This window comes from Pseudopedobacter saltans DSM 12145, from assembly GCF_000190735.1.
GTDB lineage: Bacteria > Bacteroidota > Bacteroidia > Sphingobacteriales > Sphingobacteriaceae > Pseudopedobacter > Pseudopedobacter saltans.
The window spans coordinates 1,656,691-1,676,321 of the sequence record NC_015177.1 but is presented as its reverse complement, the minus strand read 5'-3'; the positions used below and the strand labels follow the sequence as shown (position 1 = coordinate 1,676,321).

At 35.7% G+C, this 19,631-nt stretch carries 17 protein-coding genes and 1 tRNA gene; 11 read left to right on the top strand and 7 right to left on the bottom strand.

Features of this window, described 5'->3' with window-relative positions:
- Nucleotides 1–72: 72 nt before the first annotated feature.
- Nucleotides 73–1,110 (top strand): T9SS type A sorting domain-containing protein, encoded by a 1,038-nt coding sequence (locus PEDSA_RS07125; RefSeq protein ID WP_013632487.1) that lies wholly within the window; start codon nucleotides 73–75, stop codon nucleotides 1,108–1,110.
- Nucleotides 1,111–1,145: 35 nt separating this feature from the next.
- On the opposite strand, the gene PEDSA_RS07120 is transcribed toward PEDSA_RS07125, so the two are convergent.
- The 3 genes from PEDSA_RS07120 to PEDSA_RS07110 all read right to left on the bottom strand — a co-directional run bounded on the left by PEDSA_RS07120 (nucleotide 1,146) and on the right by PEDSA_RS07110 (nucleotide 4,137).
- Nucleotides 1,146–2,102 (bottom strand): sterol desaturase family protein, encoded by a 957-nt coding sequence (locus tag PEDSA_RS07120; protein WP_013632486.1) that lies wholly within the window; start codon nucleotides 2,100–2,102, stop codon nucleotides 1,146–1,148.
- A gap of 194 nt (nucleotides 2,103–2,296) precedes the next feature.
- Nucleotides 2,297–3,241 carry an MlaD family protein gene (locus tag PEDSA_RS07115; RefSeq protein ID WP_013632485.1) on the bottom strand — a complete coding sequence of 315 codons (945 nt, stop codon included), beginning with the start codon at nucleotides 3,239–3,241 and terminating at the stop codon, nucleotides 2,297–2,299.
- 29 nt (nucleotides 3,242–3,270) lie between these two features.
- Entirely contained in the window at nucleotides 3,271–4,137 is an 867-nt protein-coding gene (locus tag PEDSA_RS07110; protein ID WP_013632484.1) for an N-acetylmuramoyl-L-alanine amidase family protein, read from the bottom strand.
- A gap of 110 nt (nucleotides 4,138–4,247) precedes the next feature.
- Here PEDSA_RS07110 and PEDSA_RS07105 point away from each other — a divergent pair, with 110 nt between their 5' ends.
- The 6 genes from PEDSA_RS07105 to PEDSA_RS07080 all read left to right on the top strand — a co-directional run bounded on the left by PEDSA_RS07105 (nucleotide 4,248) and on the right by PEDSA_RS07080 (nucleotide 12,190).
- Nucleotides 4,248–6,887: a putative LPS assembly protein LptD gene (locus PEDSA_RS07105; protein WP_013632483.1), complete on the top strand. Its 2,640-nt coding sequence runs from the start codon at nucleotides 4,248–4,250 to the stop codon at nucleotides 6,885–6,887.
- Nucleotides 6,888–6,936: 49 nt separating this feature from the next.
- The gene (locus PEDSA_RS07100; protein WP_013632482.1) at nucleotides 6,937–8,193 is read left to right on the top strand and encodes a competence/damage-inducible protein A; all 1,257 of its coding nucleotides are present in this window, start codon (nucleotides 6,937–6,939) and stop codon (nucleotides 8,191–8,193) included.
- Nucleotides 8,194–8,233: 40 nt separating this feature from the next.
- Nucleotides 8,234–9,619, top strand: coding sequence for a dihydrolipoamide acetyltransferase family protein (locus PEDSA_RS07095; RefSeq protein ID WP_013632481.1), 1,386 nt, complete (start codon nucleotides 8,234–8,236; stop codon nucleotides 9,617–9,619).
- Between the two features lie 243 nt (nucleotides 9,620–9,862).
- Nucleotides 9,863–10,627 carry a hypothetical protein gene (locus PEDSA_RS07090; protein WP_013632480.1) on the top strand — a complete coding sequence of 255 codons (765 nt, stop codon included), beginning with the start codon at nucleotides 9,863–9,865 and terminating at the stop codon, nucleotides 10,625–10,627.
- A gap of 65 nt (nucleotides 10,628–10,692) precedes the next feature.
- Nucleotides 10,693–11,502 carry a prolipoprotein diacylglyceryl transferase gene (gene lgt, locus PEDSA_RS07085; protein WP_013632479.1) on the top strand — a complete coding sequence of 270 codons (810 nt, stop codon included), beginning with the start codon at nucleotides 10,693–10,695 and terminating at the stop codon, nucleotides 11,500–11,502.
- 322 nt (nucleotides 11,503–11,824) lie between these two features.
- Nucleotides 11,825–12,190: a transposase gene (locus tag PEDSA_RS07080; RefSeq protein ID WP_218916230.1), complete on the top strand. Its 366-nt coding sequence runs from the start codon at nucleotides 11,825–11,827 to the stop codon at nucleotides 12,188–12,190.
- Nucleotides 12,191–12,398: 208 nt separating this feature from the next.
- On the opposite strand, the gene PEDSA_RS07075 is transcribed toward PEDSA_RS07080, so the two are convergent.
- Nucleotides 12,399–12,472 (bottom strand) — tRNA-Arg (locus PEDSA_RS07075).
- Between the two features lie 537 nt (nucleotides 12,473–13,009).
- Between PEDSA_RS07075 and PEDSA_RS07070 the strand changes: the two genes are divergently transcribed.
- The 3 genes from PEDSA_RS07070 to PEDSA_RS07055 all read left to right on the top strand — a co-directional run bounded on the left by PEDSA_RS07070 (nucleotide 13,010) and on the right by PEDSA_RS07055 (nucleotide 15,325).
- Nucleotides 13,010–13,711 (top strand): hypothetical protein, encoded by a 702-nt coding sequence (locus PEDSA_RS07070; protein WP_013632478.1) that lies wholly within the window; start codon nucleotides 13,010–13,012, stop codon nucleotides 13,709–13,711.
- Nucleotides 13,712–14,235: 524 nt separating this feature from the next.
- Complete coding sequence (locus PEDSA_RS07060) at nucleotides 14,236–14,703, top strand: GNAT family N-acetyltransferase (RefSeq protein WP_013632477.1); 468 nt, start codon at nucleotides 14,236–14,238, stop codon at nucleotides 14,701–14,703.
- Between the two features lie 106 nt (nucleotides 14,704–14,809).
- Nucleotides 14,810–15,325: a MepB family protein gene (locus PEDSA_RS07055; RefSeq protein ID WP_013632476.1), complete on the top strand. Its 516-nt coding sequence runs from the start codon at nucleotides 14,810–14,812 to the stop codon at nucleotides 15,323–15,325.
- 193 nt (nucleotides 15,326–15,518) lie between these two features.
- Here the strand turns inward: PEDSA_RS07055 and PEDSA_RS07050 are convergent, their stop codons facing one another.
- The 3 genes from PEDSA_RS07050 to PEDSA_RS07040 all read right to left on the bottom strand — a co-directional run bounded on the left by PEDSA_RS07050 (nucleotide 15,519) and on the right by PEDSA_RS07040 (nucleotide 18,511).
- On the bottom strand, nucleotides 15,519–16,337 hold the full coding sequence (locus tag PEDSA_RS07050) for a class I SAM-dependent methyltransferase (protein WP_013632475.1): 819 nt from the start codon (nucleotides 16,335–16,337) through the stop codon (nucleotides 15,519–15,521).
- A gap of 229 nt (nucleotides 16,338–16,566) precedes the next feature.
- Nucleotides 16,567–17,535: a YeiH family protein gene (locus PEDSA_RS07045; protein WP_013632474.1), complete on the bottom strand. Its 969-nt coding sequence runs from the start codon at nucleotides 17,533–17,535 to the stop codon at nucleotides 16,567–16,569.
- Between the two features lie 85 nt (nucleotides 17,536–17,620).
- Nucleotides 17,621–18,511: a LysR substrate-binding domain-containing protein gene (locus tag PEDSA_RS07040; RefSeq protein ID WP_013632473.1), complete on the bottom strand. Its 891-nt coding sequence runs from the start codon at nucleotides 18,509–18,511 to the stop codon at nucleotides 17,621–17,623.
- A 125-nt stretch (nucleotides 18,512–18,636) separates the two neighbouring features.
- On the opposite strand from PEDSA_RS07040, the gene PEDSA_RS07035 reads away from it, so the two are divergent.
- Complete coding sequence (locus PEDSA_RS07035; protein WP_013632472.1) at nucleotides 18,637–19,596, top strand: alpha/beta hydrolase; 960 nt, start codon at nucleotides 18,637–18,639, stop codon at nucleotides 19,594–19,596.
- Nucleotides 19,597–19,631: the final 35 nt, after the last annotated feature.

Sequence of the window (19,631 nt, the reverse complement as noted above, 5' to 3'; positions counted from 1 at the left end):
GACTGCCATTTCTGGCAGTCTTTTTTGTTGTATGGTTTTTGCTTATTTTGTTTTAAGATAAGCCATTAAGCCATGCGAAGACTACTATTTATCATAATGCTATTTTCTGTGTCGATAGCTTTTTCGCAGGACAAAGTATTGCTGAATGAGAATTTTACCGATAATAAAAACGGATGGAGGCTTTGGCCCAATTCGAAGGAATTCCATGTAGATATACAAAACGGGGTACTGCATTTAGAAAAGTTTAATAAGAATTTCGATAGCAGGGGGTGCCTTTGGTATGCGAAACAAATTACAGACCTAAATACAGCAGATGACTTTTCTCTTGCTTTGGATGCTAAATTTGTGTCTGGAGGAGATATTTTTGATGTGTTAGATATCCAGTGGGGAGTGATATCTAAAGGAAATATTCAGACAAATTCTGTGCTGTATCAATTGAATGTTTTTTTGGACGGCAGTGTCAGATTAGACTTTTTTAATTCCAAATGGGATAATTTCAGCCGGGTCTATATCAAAGATAAACTTGATCAGATGTCTTTTAATCCTCGTGAATTTAATAAATACGAACTTATACAGTCTGCGGGATTTATCCACTTAAAAATAAACAATGTAGAGGTGTATAAACAGTATATTGTTCCTATTGAAGGCAATGTAATAGGATTTCAACATTGTATGAAAGGGGCTTGGGAAATAGATCACTTGATGGTAATACAAAACAATCTGAGGCTAGCTACACAAAAAACGGACTTTGCGGAAAACCTTATGGATAATATGGCAAACATTAAGACCGTTACAGGTGAGATTAGTGGGTACATTGAGGACGAGGGAATGCGTGTCTTTAACAAAGACGAGCTATTTATTTATCCAAACCCATTTGTTGACAAGTTTAATGTGAACTTTTATCTGGCGCAAAAAGAGAAGGTAGATATTTATTTGATTAACGTAGTAGGAGAGCTGATGAAAAAAGAAACGCGTGTTTTTCCGGCAGGAGAAGTAGACTTTACCATGGAAGCCATTGTACCGGACGGTATTTATATAGTTCGGGTAGTTTCCGAAAGCGATAACAGGTTATACAAGAAAATAATGCGGGTTGGTGCCAATGACAGGTAGGCCAAACTCAATCACTTATGTTAGCGAACCTGTTGTTAAGTAGGTAGTTTTCGTATTTTTTCGTTGTTTGTTTTACTTAGTCTTTCGGCTTTTTCCTGCGCCCGTAAAACAGCGGATGTTTTACCATCGCCTCTGTGATTCCAGCCTGGAGGATAGAACATATATTTTAACCGATCGGAAAACTTAAGGCCGGGTTGTTTCCATGCATCTTTATAAATTTCTTTCCATTCGTGAAATACGATGTTTATAGGCCCTTTGTCTTCTATATCTTTGGTCAGCCCATACTTTATAGGTTCGTAATTCTCATCCTCTTTTTCAAAGGTACCAAAGATCCTATCCCAGATAATTAGCCCCATTCCCATATTTCTATCTAGATATCTGGCATTGGAAGCATGGTGTACGCGGTGGTGAGATGGCGTTACGAGGAACCATTCTAAAATTCCCAGTTTTCCAACAGTAGTGGTATGTACCCACGTTCCATAAATTTGGAAAATGGCATAAGCAGACATGATATGCCATGGATTAAAACCCAATAATGCAATAGGAGAGAAGAATAAATATCTGTATAGGGGCTGGAATACAGGCGAACGAAATCCTGTTGAAATATTGAATTTTTCTGAATTGTGGTGAGTCACATGTACCGCCCAAAATAAGCGTGAATGGTGATCTACATAGTGATGAATATAATATGCAAAGTCCTGCAATAAAAACACACCCAGCCAATACCATGCGGAACTTGCTGAAAGGTTGAATAAACTATGATCATAGAAGAAAAACATAACACCCATAGCAAAAGCTTTCATAACCAGATCTAGGCCGAAATTTAACAATGCCATGTAGACATTTGTTGCCGTATCTTTTGTGTCGTATATATGCTTTTTATATTTGTAACTGTAGATCATTTCGAACAATATGACAGCTATGTGGATAGGAGCTGTATAGAGATAAACGTAGGAAACGCCCTGTTCTCCAAAGAAGGTTTCTATGTTCATTATATCAATGAATAAAAATTACGACAAATTTAAAATTTTGGAAGGATTAAGTAATAGAATATATAAACTTTAAAGATAATGAAAATAATACAGGTGTTGAAATGTTAGCCTTAGATGTTTTTAAGAAGGCCGTTGAGGGAAAATTGAATAAAAAGCAGTTATTATTTAATAACCGCTTTTTAACGTAGCTTAATTTAATCTTTCTTTCCACCAAAAACGGAGAAACTAACATATCTCTTAGGATTAGCCCTTAGATCAATCATTAGCTTATCCAGATTATGGGAAGCATTATTTAGATTATTGTACAATTTATCGTCATTTAACAGTAGGGCTAAAGATCCGTTCCCCTTGTTTACTTTATTGATAGCAGTTTGCAAATCTGCTACTGCCTGATTGGCGTTTTCCAATGTCTGTTTGAAATTCGCTTTAGCAATTTCGTCAGATACTTTATTGAAATTTGTTAAAATACCGGTTATTTGCTCGTTGTTGTTTTTCAGATTGGCAGATATAGATTCCGCATTAGCCAAGATATTATCTATTCTTTTTGATTGTACGGTAACCATGCCATCAACCGTTTTAGATGTTGACTCCAACGTCTGTAAGGTCCCTGCGATACTGTTGAAGCTAGACTCGATATTCTTTTGAAAGTTAGGGTTCAATATATTATTTACTGAAACTAATACAGAGTCCAACCGCGAAATAAGGATTTGTGCCTTTTTCTGTACAGGTTCCATCTGATCCAAAATATTAGCTTGAATATTTGAATTTAAGGTATCGCCATCAGCAGCGTATGCAGTGCTGTTACCCAGATCAAATACAACCGCTTTGCTGCCCAGAAGGTCGGTACTTTCTAATCTTGCAATGGTGTTTTTCGGAATATCGTATTTAGGAGCTATTTTGAAGTTCGCCAAAATCTTTCCGTTTTGCTGTAATGTTAAGGCCGCTACCCTGCCAATTTGATAGCCATTTACCAGAACAGGTTTAGAGACCGTTAATCCGTCTACTTTATCATAAATAGCATAAAAATCTTTTTCTTGTGTAAAAACGTCGTTCCCTTTTAAGAAATTATAGCCAATTATAAAAATAGCAATAGCAAAAGACGCTAAAATTCCGACCTTAGTTTCGTTAGAAATTTTCAAATTATGTTCAATTTAAGTTTTTAAATCATTTAAGACTCTATCTGTTTCTTATAAGCAATTATAGCATTTAAAATGTTTTTAACAATTTCTGCCTGGCCAGATTCTGAATTTATGTATTGTTCTTCTTCCGGATTGCTTATAAAACCAATTTCTGTTAGCACAGCTGGCATTCCGGCTTTTGCCAGTACCGCCAGACTTTGCTCTTTAACTCCTCTGTTTACTCTTCCGGATTTGACATACTCCTCTTGCATTAATGATGCCAGTTTGATGCTTTGCTCTCTAAATGCATTTTTCATCAAAGAGAAGATAATATAGCTCTCAGGATCATTAGGGTCAAAACCTTCGTAGTTTTCTTTATAGTTCTTTTCCAAAAGAACTGAAGCATTCTCGCGAATTGCGGCATCCTGTTGACCAAGCCTTCCGAAACCGGATACTAGAGTTTCCGTTCCTGTAGGTCCCGGGTTTGGAATATTTCTATAACCGTAAATTGGTTTTCCGTTAGAATACCTTACGACATATTTTTGTTTAATCAGAGGCATGGAGTTACAGTGTATGGAAATAAATAAATCTGCCTTTTCAGCGTTAGCTATTCCAATTCTGTCATAAAGTTTTACGAAGACGTCGGTTTTCCTGGTGAAAATAACTTTCACGTCGGGAAGTTTCTCCTCAATTGCTTTTCCTAATTTCAGTGCCACTTCCAGAGCTACGTCTTTTTCTTTTGAAAATGCACCTCTGGTTGCGCCGTCTTCACCACCATGCCCCGGATCTAAAACAATAAGTTTTACTTTGCTCTTTTCGGATTTAATGATATTTTCGGCTTGCGAGCTACTTATGAAGGAAAATGTTAAACTTACGGAAATAATAAAACAGCTGATAAACCTTGTTGTAATTTTCATTAATTTTGGACGTTTTTTGTTGACCTTGTGTACAAAAATAATATTCATATTGAACTTTGAGAGCTTCTAATATAATTTTTATATGTATTTTAACAATTGTATGCGTTTGTGTGCAATTATTTTCTGCCTTTGCTCAAAATCCTGATACCAGTTTACGATCAAAAAGAGCCATTATATCCTCCGATTCAACTGTATTAGATTCCTCTTTAGTGAAATTAGATTCCACGCTGCATACTAAAACGGATACGGTTAAGAAAAAGTCTGACTTTGAAGATAAAATTGTTGCGACGGCAGAGGATTCGACGATTTACGACGCTAAGCACAACATTGTCCATTTATACGGTAAGGCCAGAGTGGTTTACGGAGATAAGACCGTAGATGCAAATTATATCAGGCTCGACCAGAAAAACAACACAATCTTTGCAAAAGGAACAATCGACTCTTTAGGTCACTTTTCGGGCCCGGCGATTTTTAAAGATCCTAGTCAGGGAGCGCTGACAGCAGATTCTGTTTATTATAACTTCAAAACTTCGAAAGGTAAAATCTATCAGGTTTATACCGAACAGGAAGGAGGGTATATTACAGGAGGGAAAGTAAAGAAGCAAGAGGATAACGAGTTGCATATGAAGGGTGTGGTGTATTCCACGTGTAGTAATCCTTACCCGCATCAACATTTTGGAATAGTGATTACAAAAGGTATCGCCACAGACAGACAGATTGTTACAGGGCCAGCTTATGTAGTGATAGAAGATGTTCCCTTACCAATTGTGCTGCCATTTGGTTTCTTTCCAAAGCCGAATAGACGGGCCTCAGGTATTATATTTCCTCAATTTGGAGAAGATGCAACTTTGGGCTTTTTCCTGAGAGATTTTGGATACTATATAGGGCTTAATGACTATTGGGACATGACATTGAAAGGAGGAATCTATTCTAAAGGGTCTTATGAAGGGAATATTGCTTCGAGATACATGAAGCGTTATAAGTACACAGGAAATTTGTTCTTTTCCTACGCTTCGAGAAAGTATGGTGTGGAGGGAACTCCGCAATACGAACATCCGCAAAGAGATTTTAATATCAGATGGTCGCACTCGCAAAATCCGAACGCCAGACCAGGTACCAATTTTAGTGCTTCTGTAAATGCAGGTACCTCTACTTATTACCGTAATAACGCCAACGGTATTATGGATTTTAATCAAATCAGTCAAAATAATCTGAACTCCAGTATATCGTACAGCAAAACCTGGGCAAATAGTCCTTTTAACTTAAGTACCAGTTTAACACATAACCAGGATTTAACAAGAAGAACCGTTAGTTTGGGATTGCCAAGTTTAAATTTTAGTATGTCAACGCTAAATCCGTTTGACAAAAAAGATAGGGTTGGCGAACAAAAATGGTATCAGAGGATTGCTGTAGGTTACAACTTAACTGCCGATAATCGTTTGAATACAACAGATTCTATGCTTTTTAAGAAAGAATCATTAAGTAAAGTTCAGAGCGGAATCAGACATAATATCCCGATATCCATGTCTTCGAGGATTTTAAAATATTTCCAGTTTAGCCAGAATATCAACTATACCGAAAACTGGTATTTCCAGACGATTAGAAAGAAATACGCTTTGGCACCAACGCCAACCGGAACCAAGGATTCTACATCTATAGATACTATTCAAGGCTTTAGAAGAGCTGGAGAATATAGCGTAGGAGGAGGGCTTTCTACAAAAATTTACGGAATGGTGAATTTTAAGAAGGGTAAATTGGTTGCAATACGCCATGTATTAACTCCAAATATCGGATTCTCTTATCGCCCGGATTTCAGTCAGGAAAAGTACGGTTTTTATCAGGAGTACGTGTATAATCAGGCTGGAGATAGAACGAAATATTCCATTTTCGAAGGCAGTTTATATGGTGGTCCGGGAGGTGGGAAATCTGCGGCTATCAATTTCGGAATAGATAATAATATCGAAATGAAAGTGCGAAGCACAAAAGACACTACCGGAAATGGAATTAAAAAGATACCGATTTTACAGGGGCTGTCGTTAAATGGTAACTACAATTTTGTGGCTGATAGTTTCAAGCTTTCTACACTTAGTTTCAGTGGAAGAACTTTTTTTACAGAGAAATTAGGTGTCAATTTCGGTGGTTCATTAGACCCATATGTTTATCAGACCTATATTCGGAATGGAGTTACCATGGGAAGGCGGGTTGACAGATATTTATGGCAAAATGGCAAACTTCCAAGACTGGCAAGCTTTAACTTTTCGTTCGACTATAGCCTGAATTCATCGACATTAGGGAAAAATAATAAATCAAATAACCCACCTACGCCTGGTGGGAATAATGAAACCTTTAATCGTTTAAATGCCAGTGAGCTGGCACAGTTACAGCAGATAAGTAGAGATGCAAATGCCTTTGTAGATTTTACCGTTCCCTGGAACTTTAGTTTTTACTATAATTTTACGTATGCAAATAGTGGTTTGCTGAAAACCTATTCACAAACATTAAGCGCCAATGGTGACTTTAGTCTGACGCCAAAATGGAAAGTTCAGTTTACGACAGGATACGATTTTCAGATGAACAAAATAAGTGCTACATCTTTTAATATCTATAGGGATTTACACTGCTGGGACTTGTCGATTAACTGGAGTCCTTTTGGATCTTATAAATATTACGGTGTAAACTTAAGGGTGAAGTCAAGCATACTGCAGGATCTGAAATTGAGCAAACGCAGCGGGTACCAGTCATTTTACTAAGAGAAGGAAAAGCCGGAACCTGTAACATTAGACTTTCAATTTAAAACATATGCCTTTAGCAGAAATTATTACTATTGGAGATGAAATTCTGATAGGACAAATTATAGATACGAATTCGCCCTGGATGGCAACCGAATTGAATAAGATAGGTATTTCGGTTACTCAGATAACATCAATATCTGACCAGAAAGAACATATATTGAAGGCTTTGGAAGAAGCCGAAGGGCGAGCGGATATTATCCTGGTAACCGGAGGGTTGGGGCCTACAAAAGATGATGTTACCAAGAAAACAATGGCCGAATATTTTGGCAGCGAAAAAATGGTGGTTCACGAGCCGACGCTGAAGATTGTAAGATCTTTTTTCGAGCGCAGAGATTTACCTGTGACAGAACTGAACGCATTACAGGCCGAAGTTCCTGATAACTGTGAGATATTGCTGAACGAAAATGGAACTGCACCATGTATGTTGTTTCAAAAGGGAAATAAGGTCTTTATTTCAATGCCGGGAGTACCTTTTGAGATGATGCTGTTGATGAGTAATAAAGTACTTCCCGAACTGACTAAAAGGTATCATTTGCCTTCTATTTATCACCGCACCATTTTAACAGCAGGAATTGGTGAATCTTTTTTGGCTGATAGGATAGCTGATATAGAAGATAGCCTGCCTGATTATATTAAGCTAGCTTATTTACCAAAATTAGGAATGGTGCGTTTGCGCTTGAGTTCTGCAAAAAATGCCGATGCTGAATTGATTGAAGAGATCGAACAATTTGCCGGGAAGATTGAAGAAAGGGTAGCGGAATATTGGGTTTCTAATGAGGATGTAGCTTTTGAAAAAGCAATTTTGGATTTGATGGAAAGAAATAACCTCACTTTATCATTAGCAGAAAGCTGTACAGGTGGTTATTTATCTCATTTATTTACACAACATTCCGGGTCTTCAAGTGTATTTGATGGCGCTGCAGTGGTGTATTCAAATAAATTGAAAATGTCTGTACTTGGCGTCAAATCTGAAACGCTGGAACAATTTGGTGCTGTTAGTGAGCAGACCGCAAAAGAAATGGCAGAAGGTGCTCTGCTTAATTTCGAAACAGATTTTGCCGTAGCAATAACAGGCATAGCCGGACCGGGAGGTGGCTCTGAAGAGAAGCCTGTCGGTACAGTTTGTATCGCGGTGGCAAATAAAAATGAAACACTTGTTAAACGGTTTATATTCAGTAATAAACGCTTGCAGAATATAGAAAGAAGCGCTACGGCTGCTTTGTTTTTGTTATTAACATTATTAAGGAAGTCGCAGTATAATTAATCTATATTGTTATTTTTGTTATAAAACGACGATTTTATATATGGCTCAGTACAAATTTATATTGCCGAAAATGGGGGAAAGTGTTGCTGAAGCGACAATTATCAACTGGCTAAAAAAGCCGGGAGACGCCATAGAAATAGACGATACGGTTTTAGAAGTGGCAACTGATAAAGTTGACTCGGAAGTTCCGTCTCCGGTTAAAGGGATATTGATTGAGACCTTTTTTAAAGAAAATGATGTAGTTCAGATAGGTGATGTTATAGCGACTATTGAAATAAGCGAGGGCGATGTTGAAGAGACGGCTGTAAAGCAGGAAGATGAACTACCGATACAAAATTATAATGATATTGAGGAGGTAGAAATTCCATATATTCCTTCCGAAGAGGTAGACCAGATAAATACTAGCCAGAATGAGTACAGTGATTCGAATAGATTTTACTCACCATTGGTTAAAAGTATTGCATCTGAAGAGGGAATTTCTTTAAGCGAATTGGATTCGATACAAGGTAGCGGGGCAGATGGTAGAGTAACCAAGGACGATTTATTGGCTTATGTTAATAAAAGAAACGGAAAATCGTATCCAATAGAGGCTCAGGTTTCTGTTACACCCGAAATCAGGCAAGCAGAAGCAAAAGATACTAAGCAAAGCGATAGAACAGAGATTTCTGTATCGGAAGAGAAAACTTACAAACAACAGCATGTTGTTGCAAGTTCTGGTTCAGATGAGATTATAGAGATGGACAGAATGAGAAGATTGATTTCTGACCATATGGTAATGAGTAAAGAGACATCGGTTCATGTTACCTCATTTGTAGAAGCCGATGTGACCAATTTAGTGAAGTGGAGAGATAAAGTTAAAAGTGGTTTCGAAAAAAGAGAAGGAGAGAAGATTACCTTTACTCCAATTTTTATTGAAGCTATAGCAAAAGCAATCAAAGATTTTCCGATGATTAATATTTCCGTTCAGGATAATAAAATCATCAAGAAAAAAGATATAAATATTGGGATGGCTGCAGCTTTACCAAATGGAAATCTAATTGTACCGGTTATTAAAAACGCGGATCAGCTGAATTTGGTTGGTTTGACAAAATCTGTTAATGATTTAGGTAAACGCGCAAAAGTTAATAAATTGGCACCGGATGAAATTCAGGGCGGAACATTCACGATGAGTAATATAGGAATGTTTGGTAATATTATGGGGACTCCTATAATCAATCAACCGCAGGTAGCTATTTTAGCTGTAGGGGTTATCAAGAAGAAGCCAGCAGTTATAGAAACTGAGTATGGGGATGTAATTGCCATAAGGCATATGATGTATTTATCCATGTCTTATGACCACAGGGTGGTAGACGGTTCCTTAGGAGGTATGTTCCTGCGTAAGGTTGCCGATTATCTGGAACAGTGGGATAGCGACCGGGAAATTTAGAATACCAAATAAAAACCGTTCTTTAAAACTAAAGAACGGTTTTTTTATGCTTCAATATCAAAAATTGAATAGATTGTTCGAAAACTAATAAAAGTACATTTAGAACACCCGGGACGCTCTGGTGTTACAGAATCATATGCATCGGTTTGATGGTTTAAAAAGTCTTTTTTACAATAAAAGTTTGATTGAGAACATTCAAGCATCTACCTTCGTGTAATTTTTACAAAAACGGAATTTAGTTTAATGCAAAATACAATAGAGCAGCTGGTAAAAAAGCATTACCCAAATGCTAAAAGCGGCGAAGAGGTTACAAAAGCTTATTTAGGTTTTCTGAAAGAAGAGTATAAATCAGACTTAACTAAAATGATGTTTGCTACATCTTTGTGTGCAGACGATATTAATGTGTCTACAGACTTCAGAAGGGTGTTAAGCAGGCCTTTTACTCTCGGAGGGATGGGAGGGTTGCCTTTTGCGGGACTTACCGGTATCACTGCATTTGCTCATCACGTTCCGGATGGTGGAGATGCTTTTATATTTTATGGTCCGCATATTGGAATAACAGATGACGGTGTTTTAGGAAAGATGAGACGCCCGGGGCAAAAGCATTTAACCAATAGCTGTGGAGCACTAATGCTGGCTTTGGAGCGAATGCGTGATAAAGAAGGCGTTTATATTCCGGTAAATAACGAAATAGATTATCAGCAAACTTTGCTGGAAAGATCCGTAATGCCATTTAAACACCAGATTTTACAAGCGGAAATTCCGGAAAAGGAAATAACAGAGGTAACTTTTGGTAATATATATTCTCAGGTACACGATCTGGTAAGAATTTCAAAGAACGAATTTAACTGTAACCGGGTATTCCTTCTTGGATGTGTAATTATTAATACAAGTCCCGAGTTTTTCGATTATGTAGATGTAAGAACCTTTGAAACTTTAGACCTGAAAAGCCTGAAAGAAAAGGAACTGGTTTCTATTTTACAAACCGAGGCTTTTAAAAATTTGTAAAAATATATCTTAAATTAAGACGATTGTTTTACATTAGAGACTTTACTTAAAAACAGAAATATTAAATGCTTTTAGATTTTATTACCTGGAATCCTTCCGATAGTATCGTAGACTTAGGCTTTATATCTATTAAATATTATTCATTATGTTTCTTGCTGGCTTTCGTCTCCAGCTACATTGTAGTTAAGAAGCAATTTGATAAAAGAAATATCGGAATAGAAATACTGGATAAATTAACTATTTATGTGTTTTTAGGTACACTTATAGGCGCCAGATTAGGGCATTGTCTATTTTACGATTTTGCTTATTACTCTAAACACCCTCTTGAAATAATACTACCATTTACTTTTAGTCCATTCAAATTTACAGGCTTTCAGGGTCTGGCAAGTCATGGTGGAGGTGTTGGTATTTTGGTCAGTCTTTATTTGTTTTCCAGAAACTATAAAATGAATCTATGGTACCTGATTGATACTGTGGCAATGGTTGTTCCTTTGGCAGGAGGATTTATCAGATTGGGAAATTTAATGAATTCTGAAATTATTGGAAAGCCAACCGACGTAAGCTGGGCATTTATTTTTGTCAAAGAAGATATGTTGCCAAGGCATCCTGCGCAGCTGTACGAATCTATATGTTACTTTATTCTGTTCTTTGTTTTATATAATCTGAATAAAGAACGTAAACGATATGTAGGTTTTAACTTTGGATTTGTTATTACGGGAATATTTATTGTCCGCTTTCTGGTAGAATTTATAAAAGAGAATCAATCTGCTTTTGAAGCTAATATGGCTATCAATATGGGACAAATATTAAGTATTCCATTTATTTTAGTTGGGCTGTATTTTTTGTTGAGAAAACCGAAAGTAGCTGAGAAGTAACAGACAAAAGACAGAGGAAATTTTCCATTCAGCACATGTTAAGTGCTGTTAGGTAAAGAAATTAAGTGTCACTCCTGAATACCTTCCTTTAGAACATATAGGAGGTGAAGTACTCTATATATCTATTTTTAAAACTTAATATTTATTTATAAGATTTTGATTCTAAATATTTAGGAATAAAAAAATGGCTAACTCTTCATGAAAGAAGACCGCAAATAATGAATTCATAATCGCTATTTTTCCAAATTTTGCTGGATGATATTTTAGACTAGTATGTAAATGTCAACAGTAGCTTTGAATGGAGATTATTATAGAGTAGATTATGTTATTACAGTCACAGAAGCTGAGAGCGGAATTGCTATTTGCAAGGTATCCCGAATTAAAGAAAGCTTATGACCTGTCCTTAAAACTGGGGAATATCTTTAAGACCTGCAAGAGTAAGGAACACGCCTTCAAGCATCTGGCATTATGGTACAATGATGTGGAGGATTGCGGTATTGAATCCTTTAGAACAGTATCCAGATCCGTACAGGCTCATTATTTATCTATCCTGAATTTCTTCACCAACCGATCAACGAATGCTTCGGCAGAATCTTTCAATGCCAAGATAAAAGCTTTCAGAAGTCAGTTCAGAGGCGTCGGAGACATCAATTTTTTCCTGTTTAGATTGACTAAATTATTTGCTTAGTCCACAGGTTTTGAAACTGATCCATGATCAGGGGCATTAGGGCTTTAAATGAATCGTGCATCTGAGTAAAAAATCAAAAACAAATATCTCATTATTTTTATCTCTTCCACAACTTTTGTACATGATCCGATTAAGAACTATTGGAAGATGAAAGCAAAACCTCCAAAAAGCAAAAAAGGCTCCAGATTATCTCTGAAGCCTGTTCATGTGGTCGCATTTGGATTCGAACCAAAGACCTACTGCTTAGAAGGCAGTTGCTCTATCCAGCTGAGCTATGCGACCTTTCCGATTTAAACAACCGTGTGTTTGTTTGAATCGAGTGCAAATATAGGGCTATAAATGATTGTTGCAAACTATTTTTTCTAAAAATTTAATGCTAAATCGAAATGCACTCATTTTTAAGGCATTATTTTTAATTATTTAAAAGGACTTCATCTATCGGTTTTCTTTAACTGGCTAAATTCCTTCTTAGAAAAAACTTTTTCAGGCATACTATTATCAATGCGACATTTATTTTGATAAATGTTCCCTGAAATATAGCTGGGGCAATATATTTTAATAAAAAGATTAAAGCGAGATAAAAGTATATTAAAGCGATTTTTTCCCTACCATATTCTTATAATGTCCAAATGAGTTCCGTGTAATAATAAACATTTTTTTAAACGGAAACTAAAGAGAACGAATCGCTAACAATGATATCGCAAATAGGAATTTCAATGTCAGGTGAGTCATTTGCATTTTCTTTTATTTATTGATTTCACTTATAAAGTGATCGAGAAATCTGAAAAATGTTATATTTATAAAACAAAAGAACGTACCATGAAGATAATGTCAGTATTACTGATACTTTTGGGCTCTATTGGTTTGACAAGTTGCAGTCATACAAATTCTCAAATACCAAATGAATTTATAGAAACCAATCTACGACACCTAAAAGATGATGAAGGGTATCAACTAAACAAATTTGGTGTTAAATTTACAGATGGGAAACTTGAAGTTAATAAAGTGGGCGAACTACATAAATGTGAGTATCAGTTTTCAGATGGCAAACTTTTGGGGATAGACCGAGGAGAATGGGGTGGACAATTATGTTTTATACCAACCGATACGGCAAAAAAAACGTTAAAAATAAAGGAGGGAAATATTAAATTTATTTTCAGTTTCAAGAATAAGTTATATTTCATTGAAGGATTAGCTCATTCAACAACAAACACCGGATCATTATATAAACTTTATAGTTCTATTAATAGTTTTGTCTTCAAGAAAATCATGGATTTTGACGGGGCTCCCGAAGCTTTCGCTGTTTATCAAAACAAGTTACTGATTGCAACGCACATAAATTTTTATTCAATTGAGAATTTCAAACAAGTTGTAATTTATAAGAACATTTTTCGGAACGGATTATATCCTAATTCCATCGCTATTATTGACGATAAAAATATATTTTTCGGAATGCAGGGTGCAATAGCAAAACTTGATTTATGGGAAAAGAACTTGAAATTTTATAAGAATAAGGGATAAATTCCTTGGTTTATTTGTCAAGATAGATTGTATATCCAGTTAATAGTTTAATAAAACATAGCTTGCCCTTAAAATTTAACTATAGCATCATGCGAGAATTGGATAATTTTTACTTACAGGGAACCTTGCTTGCATTGAGAGAAATTATTTTGTAACAAAACAAAGACATAACAACTGCTCTGAAATACGGAATGCCATTTTTTGCTATAAAGGAAAGATGTTTTGTTATTTGTTGGTATCATAAAAATACAAACAACCTTACATTGGAATAGTAAAAGGAAATCGTTTAGATGATCCGTTTTTAATTCAGGAAAAGCGTTCAAAAATGAAAATAATGTTGCTTGATCCAAACGAAGATTTGCCAGTTTTGAAAATTAACAATTTACTGCAAAAAGCCTTAAATTTATATAGATTATAGGATATTAAAATCAATAAAAAATAACGATGACACCTAATTGGTTAACAAGCTGTTTGCAAAAAGTATCGGTTAAAGTGTTTATAAATAAAGACGTTGTTGTCAAATTATGGAAGATATAAAATATCAAATCATTACACCAGAAGACCACGAAAAAATAGAACTTATTGCGGATTGGTATTTATGTGAGTGGAATATTCCAGTTCAGACAACAATAGAAAAAATAAAAAACCTTTCTATCAGAAATGATGAGTTTCAGATCTTAATGATGCTTAACAATGAACCAATCGCAACAGGGGGGCTTTACAATTATGTTGGTTTGCTAGATAGAGAACCACGACTTAAAGTTTATAAAAACTGGTTAGCTTTGGTTTTTGTAAAGTCTGATGTAAGAGGAAAAGGATTGGGTGCATTACTGTGTAAATACATTCAGGATTATTCAAAAGCTCTGGGACTAAAAGAGTTGTATTTATTTACCCATACTGCAGAAACTTTATACAAACGATTAGAATGGCGGCAATTGGAAAGGCTTGATTTGGTAGGTAAAGATATTGTGGTGATGAAAAAGGAATTGTGATAAGAGGAAGTAAATGAAAAACATTTTAGTAATAAATGGTAGTACCAACTACAATTCTTCTGATCAACAGTTTATGGATAACACTAATAATAATGAAAGCTAGTTAATGAATGCAGTTTTACTTCTTCACGATTTGAAAATCGTAAAAGAACTGGTTTACGAAAAGTGCGGCTTGGTTTTAACAAGTCTTAAGCTGAATGCAGAAAGTACTGAATATGCCGCTTGTTCATTTAAACTTAATGAATTAAATATTGAATATCGTGTTTCTAAAATTACACCTACAAAGGTTGGCCAGTTTGTTGCAATCTGGAAAAGAAATGCTGACGGTATTACGGAGCCATTTGACATCTCCGATAATATAGACTTTATAGCCATAACAGCTAAGAATGGAGAGAATATGGGACAATTTATTTTTCCAAAAAGGGTTTTGGCAGAGAAAGGTATCATGACCCAAAATGGAAAAATTGGTAAACGGGGAATCAGGGTTTATCCGATATGGGATATCGTAACAAATAAGCAAGCGGAGAAAACAAAAAGCTGGCAGATAAAATATTTTTTAGAGATAAAAAAAGGAGTTTCTAGCGATCAGGATAGAGCCAGGCATATGTTTAACCAAATTTAGGATAGAAGAACTAAACATATATTTACTAACAACGGTGAGATTAGTCGACAAATAAATAATGGCAATAAAATCTCTAATATGAAGATCCTTAATTAAGGAGAGGGGGATTATAATGGAGCCGTTCCGAAAAGATTCCATTGTAAATAGTTGAAATTCTATTAGAAACAGCTCCTTATCATAAGATTTGTTCTGGTTATTTTATGGCAGCAATCATCATATGCGGGCTAAAAGGAAGTAATGACTCTTCATTTTCAGTTACTTTCAATAATTCTTTTAATACGAGGCTTTTTTTGCGGTCCAGCATATTAGCGAAATAATCTTTATCCAACCAAATCAGTCCTTCCACGGCATAAATTTTATCCACTTTAAGCTCACAACTTAAAAATTCATTTTTCAGATCATACGGTTTGTGATAATAGGCTTCAGCCAATAACCAGGGAAAATCATCTGGTTGATTATGTACCCCGGAAAGTAATTCTGTTTTACACATCTCAAAAAAAGAAGGCTTATATATTAAGCCGCTGAGCAGTCCGACCAATGTAGAGGCAGTTGAGTTTATTCCAAAACCTAGAATAACTCCTCCTTTTTTCAATACCCTTTTAGCTTCGTTAATAGCTGAAAGTCTATCATCCAGATTTTGGAGATGGTATAGAGGGCCATGCAGAATTACTATATCAGCAAAGTCATTTGGAAAGTCCAGTTTTCTGGATTCCCCCTTCATTACTTTGAATTTGTTCTTTAGTTTTTGAGATCTTTCCCCGGCAGTTTTTAAATGCTTGTCAACAGGTTCAACCAAAAAAACGTTATGATTTAGTTTGGAAAGCCACTCAGAATATTTACCAGTTCCACCGCCGACGTCAATTATAGTCGAAGAATCTTTCAGATAAAGTGAAATAAGTTCTTTTATCCTTTCAAATTCAAAGACGCCCATACCTTTGTTTAAACGAGTTTCTTCCGATGCTTTATTGTAAAATTGTTCAATAGATGAACTGATCAAAGTTTTATTACCCATAAAATTGTGCCATCAATACACTTGAAAAAAATCGGTTAATATAGAAATTATATGAAAAAAAAAGACCTTCGAATAAGATTAAAAATTTGTGAAATAAATCCCGGAAAGGGGGATTAAAAAAGTGGATATCTACACTTAGTATAAGATACCATAAAAGTAGAAAAATGCCTTTGTAAATTACGTTTCAATGCATTTTATCCTGTAGTCGGACGAAGTTTCTCATACCTTTTTATAAAAACATAATAGCTAACAGGCTGGGAATTGCAATAATAATCCATAAGAAAACACCTTGCATAAACGGTTTTAAGCCAACTCCTCCCAGTACCTCTTTAGACAGTCCGGCTCCAATAAGAAATAACGTAAGTGTTAAGCCGGTTTTAGATAATCCCATTATCGCGTGGCTTATACCGTTGGGAACCGGGAAGTAGCTGTTTAATAAAATTGCCAGAACAAATAAGCCAATAAAATAAGGTACTTTAATTTTAGTTTTTTTACTTTTAAAAGCGAAGCTGCTGATAATAGCCAGAGGAATAATCCACAAGGCTCTGGTTAATTTTACGGCTGTAGCAACTTCTAGTGCTTCACTACCAAATTTGTTGGCGGCGCCTACTACAGAGCTAGTATCCTGTATGGCTATTGCGCACCAAAGTCCGAACTGATGCTGAGAAAGCCGTAAAAGATGACCAATAAAAGGAAAAATAAAAATTGCCATGGCATTAAGTACGAAAATAGTACCCAGGGCGACACTGATCTGTTTTTCCTCTGCTTTAATAACCGGAGAAATAGCCGCAATGGCGCTTCCACCACAAATCGCTGTTCCTGTAGAAATTAAAAAAGAAGTTTTCTTGTCTGTTTTTAATAGTTTACCCAGTATATACCCAAAAAATAAGACACCTATAATAGAAATCAATGTAAAAACAAACCCATCTTTTCCGGCTTGAAAGGCCGTTTGAGCATTCATACCGAAACCTAGTCCAACAACAGACAACTGTAAAAGCGTTTGAGTAGCCTTGTGGTTTAAATTAATATAAGGATGCCCTATAAATTGCGCAACAACAATACCTAATGTTAAAGCAATCGGAGGAGAAATAAAAGGAAATAAGCAAAGGATAATACAACAGATAAAAACCAATTCTCTTACAGTAATGCTTTTATCAAATAAATTCAGGTTTTTTAAAGTGTGTGTGCGCTTATTCATTTCTTCAGTATTTGTTGATAATTTCTATCACAAAATTGAGAAAAGGAAGAACCACCGGGAAATGACAATTTGCAATCTCCGATAACTAAAAGTTATTAGAAATAAGCGATTTTAAAAATAGTTCTTTAATGGAGGCTGAGTCGCCCTGCTGTGTAATGAAATAAAAATTTCTTTCGATATTCAGGTCCTTTACGTCGATAATTTTCAATTCATTACTTTTTAACTCTTTATAAATCGCATGTATAGACAGAAATGCAAAGGTATCTGAATTTAAAAGATAGCTTTTAATGCTTTCAATACCATCGAGTACCATTTCTATATAAAGATCACTAAACCTGATGCCTTTTTCTTTTAAGGCGGAACTTACAACTTCCAAGGATCCCGAACCAGGTTCTCTGATTAACAATGGGATTTTTTTAAGATCGTTCAGGCTGAAGGTGTTCTTTTTTATTACATCATTTTTAGTGCTTGCGCAAAGTACCAGTTCATCTTTTACAATAGCTGTATATTTTAGGTTTTGCCTTTTGGACTGACCTTCAACAATGCCAACGTCTATTTTACCTTCCAGAAGTAGGTTTTCTATAATTTCGGTATTGTTACTATTGAGTTCGATATTAATATCAGGAAATTTTTGCTTAAAAATAGCCAGCTGTTTAGGTAAGAAATATTGTGATACAGTGGTACTTGCTCCAATTTTAAGGCTACCCTTTACGTTTTTATCCAGTGCGGCCAAATCAGATTCTATATTTCTGTAGATATGATTTAACTGATCAGTGTATTGTGCAAGAATTTTGCCTGCCGCAGTCAGTTTGATCCGTGTTCCATTGCGCTCAAATAATTTAGTCCCGTAAAATACTTCAATTTCATGGATATGTTTACTGACAGCAGGTTGTGTAATATAAAGCTCCTCTGCAGCTTTGGTAAAGTTGAGTCTCTTTGCAACAAGATGGAATACTTTTAATCTGAAATCGAACATCTGTTTCTGGGTATTGAAAACAAAGTTATAAATAAAGGCTAAGTATAAATGCCTGCTTGCATGTTAAAAAATAATGCTGCATTTAGTGTTATAGCTTTGTATCTTGCAATCGAACAATGCAAACTATGGATAAATCGCGGATAAATAAAGGATTGCTGGAAATATTGGAACATGTTCCAAATCTGAATATACCGCATGACGTATTCAAAAATAATCCCCAACAGATCAGGGCGCAAAGACGTCAGATAATACAAAAAACACTAAAGAAGGCACCTGAAAATATTGAAGTTGAAAATATAACGATTAAAGGAAGTAAAGAAAGTCATCAAGTAAGTATCCGTACTTATAGTAAAAATGGGTTGATAAATGCTCCTGTTTTGCTTTATTTTCATTCGGGAGGTTTTGTTGTAGGAGAGCCGGAACAGATGGACGCAGCAATTTTCAAGTTGTTGTCTTTGATAGATTATGTCGTTATCTCAGTAAATTACAGAAAAGCACCAGAACATCCTTTCCCCGCTGCTGTAGAAGATGCCTTTGCTGCATTATATTGGATTTATACAAAAGCCGAACAGATCTTATCTCTGGATAGGACTAAGATTGTGGTTGCCGGAGCGAGTGCCGGGGGTAATATTGCTGCAGCTTTAACGTTAATGTCCCGCGATTATAACGGTCCTGAAATCAGTTACCAGGTTTTAATTTATCCTGCTATTACTCCGGCAACAGGTACCTCGTCCAAACAAGAATTTACAGACAGCCCGGTATGGGATAGTATTAACTCCAATATCGGTTGGATACATTATTTGGGCGAACAAACAGTTGCCGATCCGGAAAACGTATCGCCGTACGCTAATTTGCTAAATGCTTCTCTGGATAGACTACCTCCGGCTTTTATTACAGTATGTGGTTTAGACCCGCTAAGGGACGAGGGAATTGACTATGCAAAGAAACCGCTGACAGCGAAAGTTCCCGTAAGCTTGGAAGTAATACCGGATGCCGTTCATGTTTTCGATGCTTTTCCATGTAAACTCTCCGACCGATTCTTCGCTAAACAGGTAGAATTATACAATAGCCTTTTCAAGGTATAAAATTTGTCGACTTATTTTTATTAATATTTTTGAGC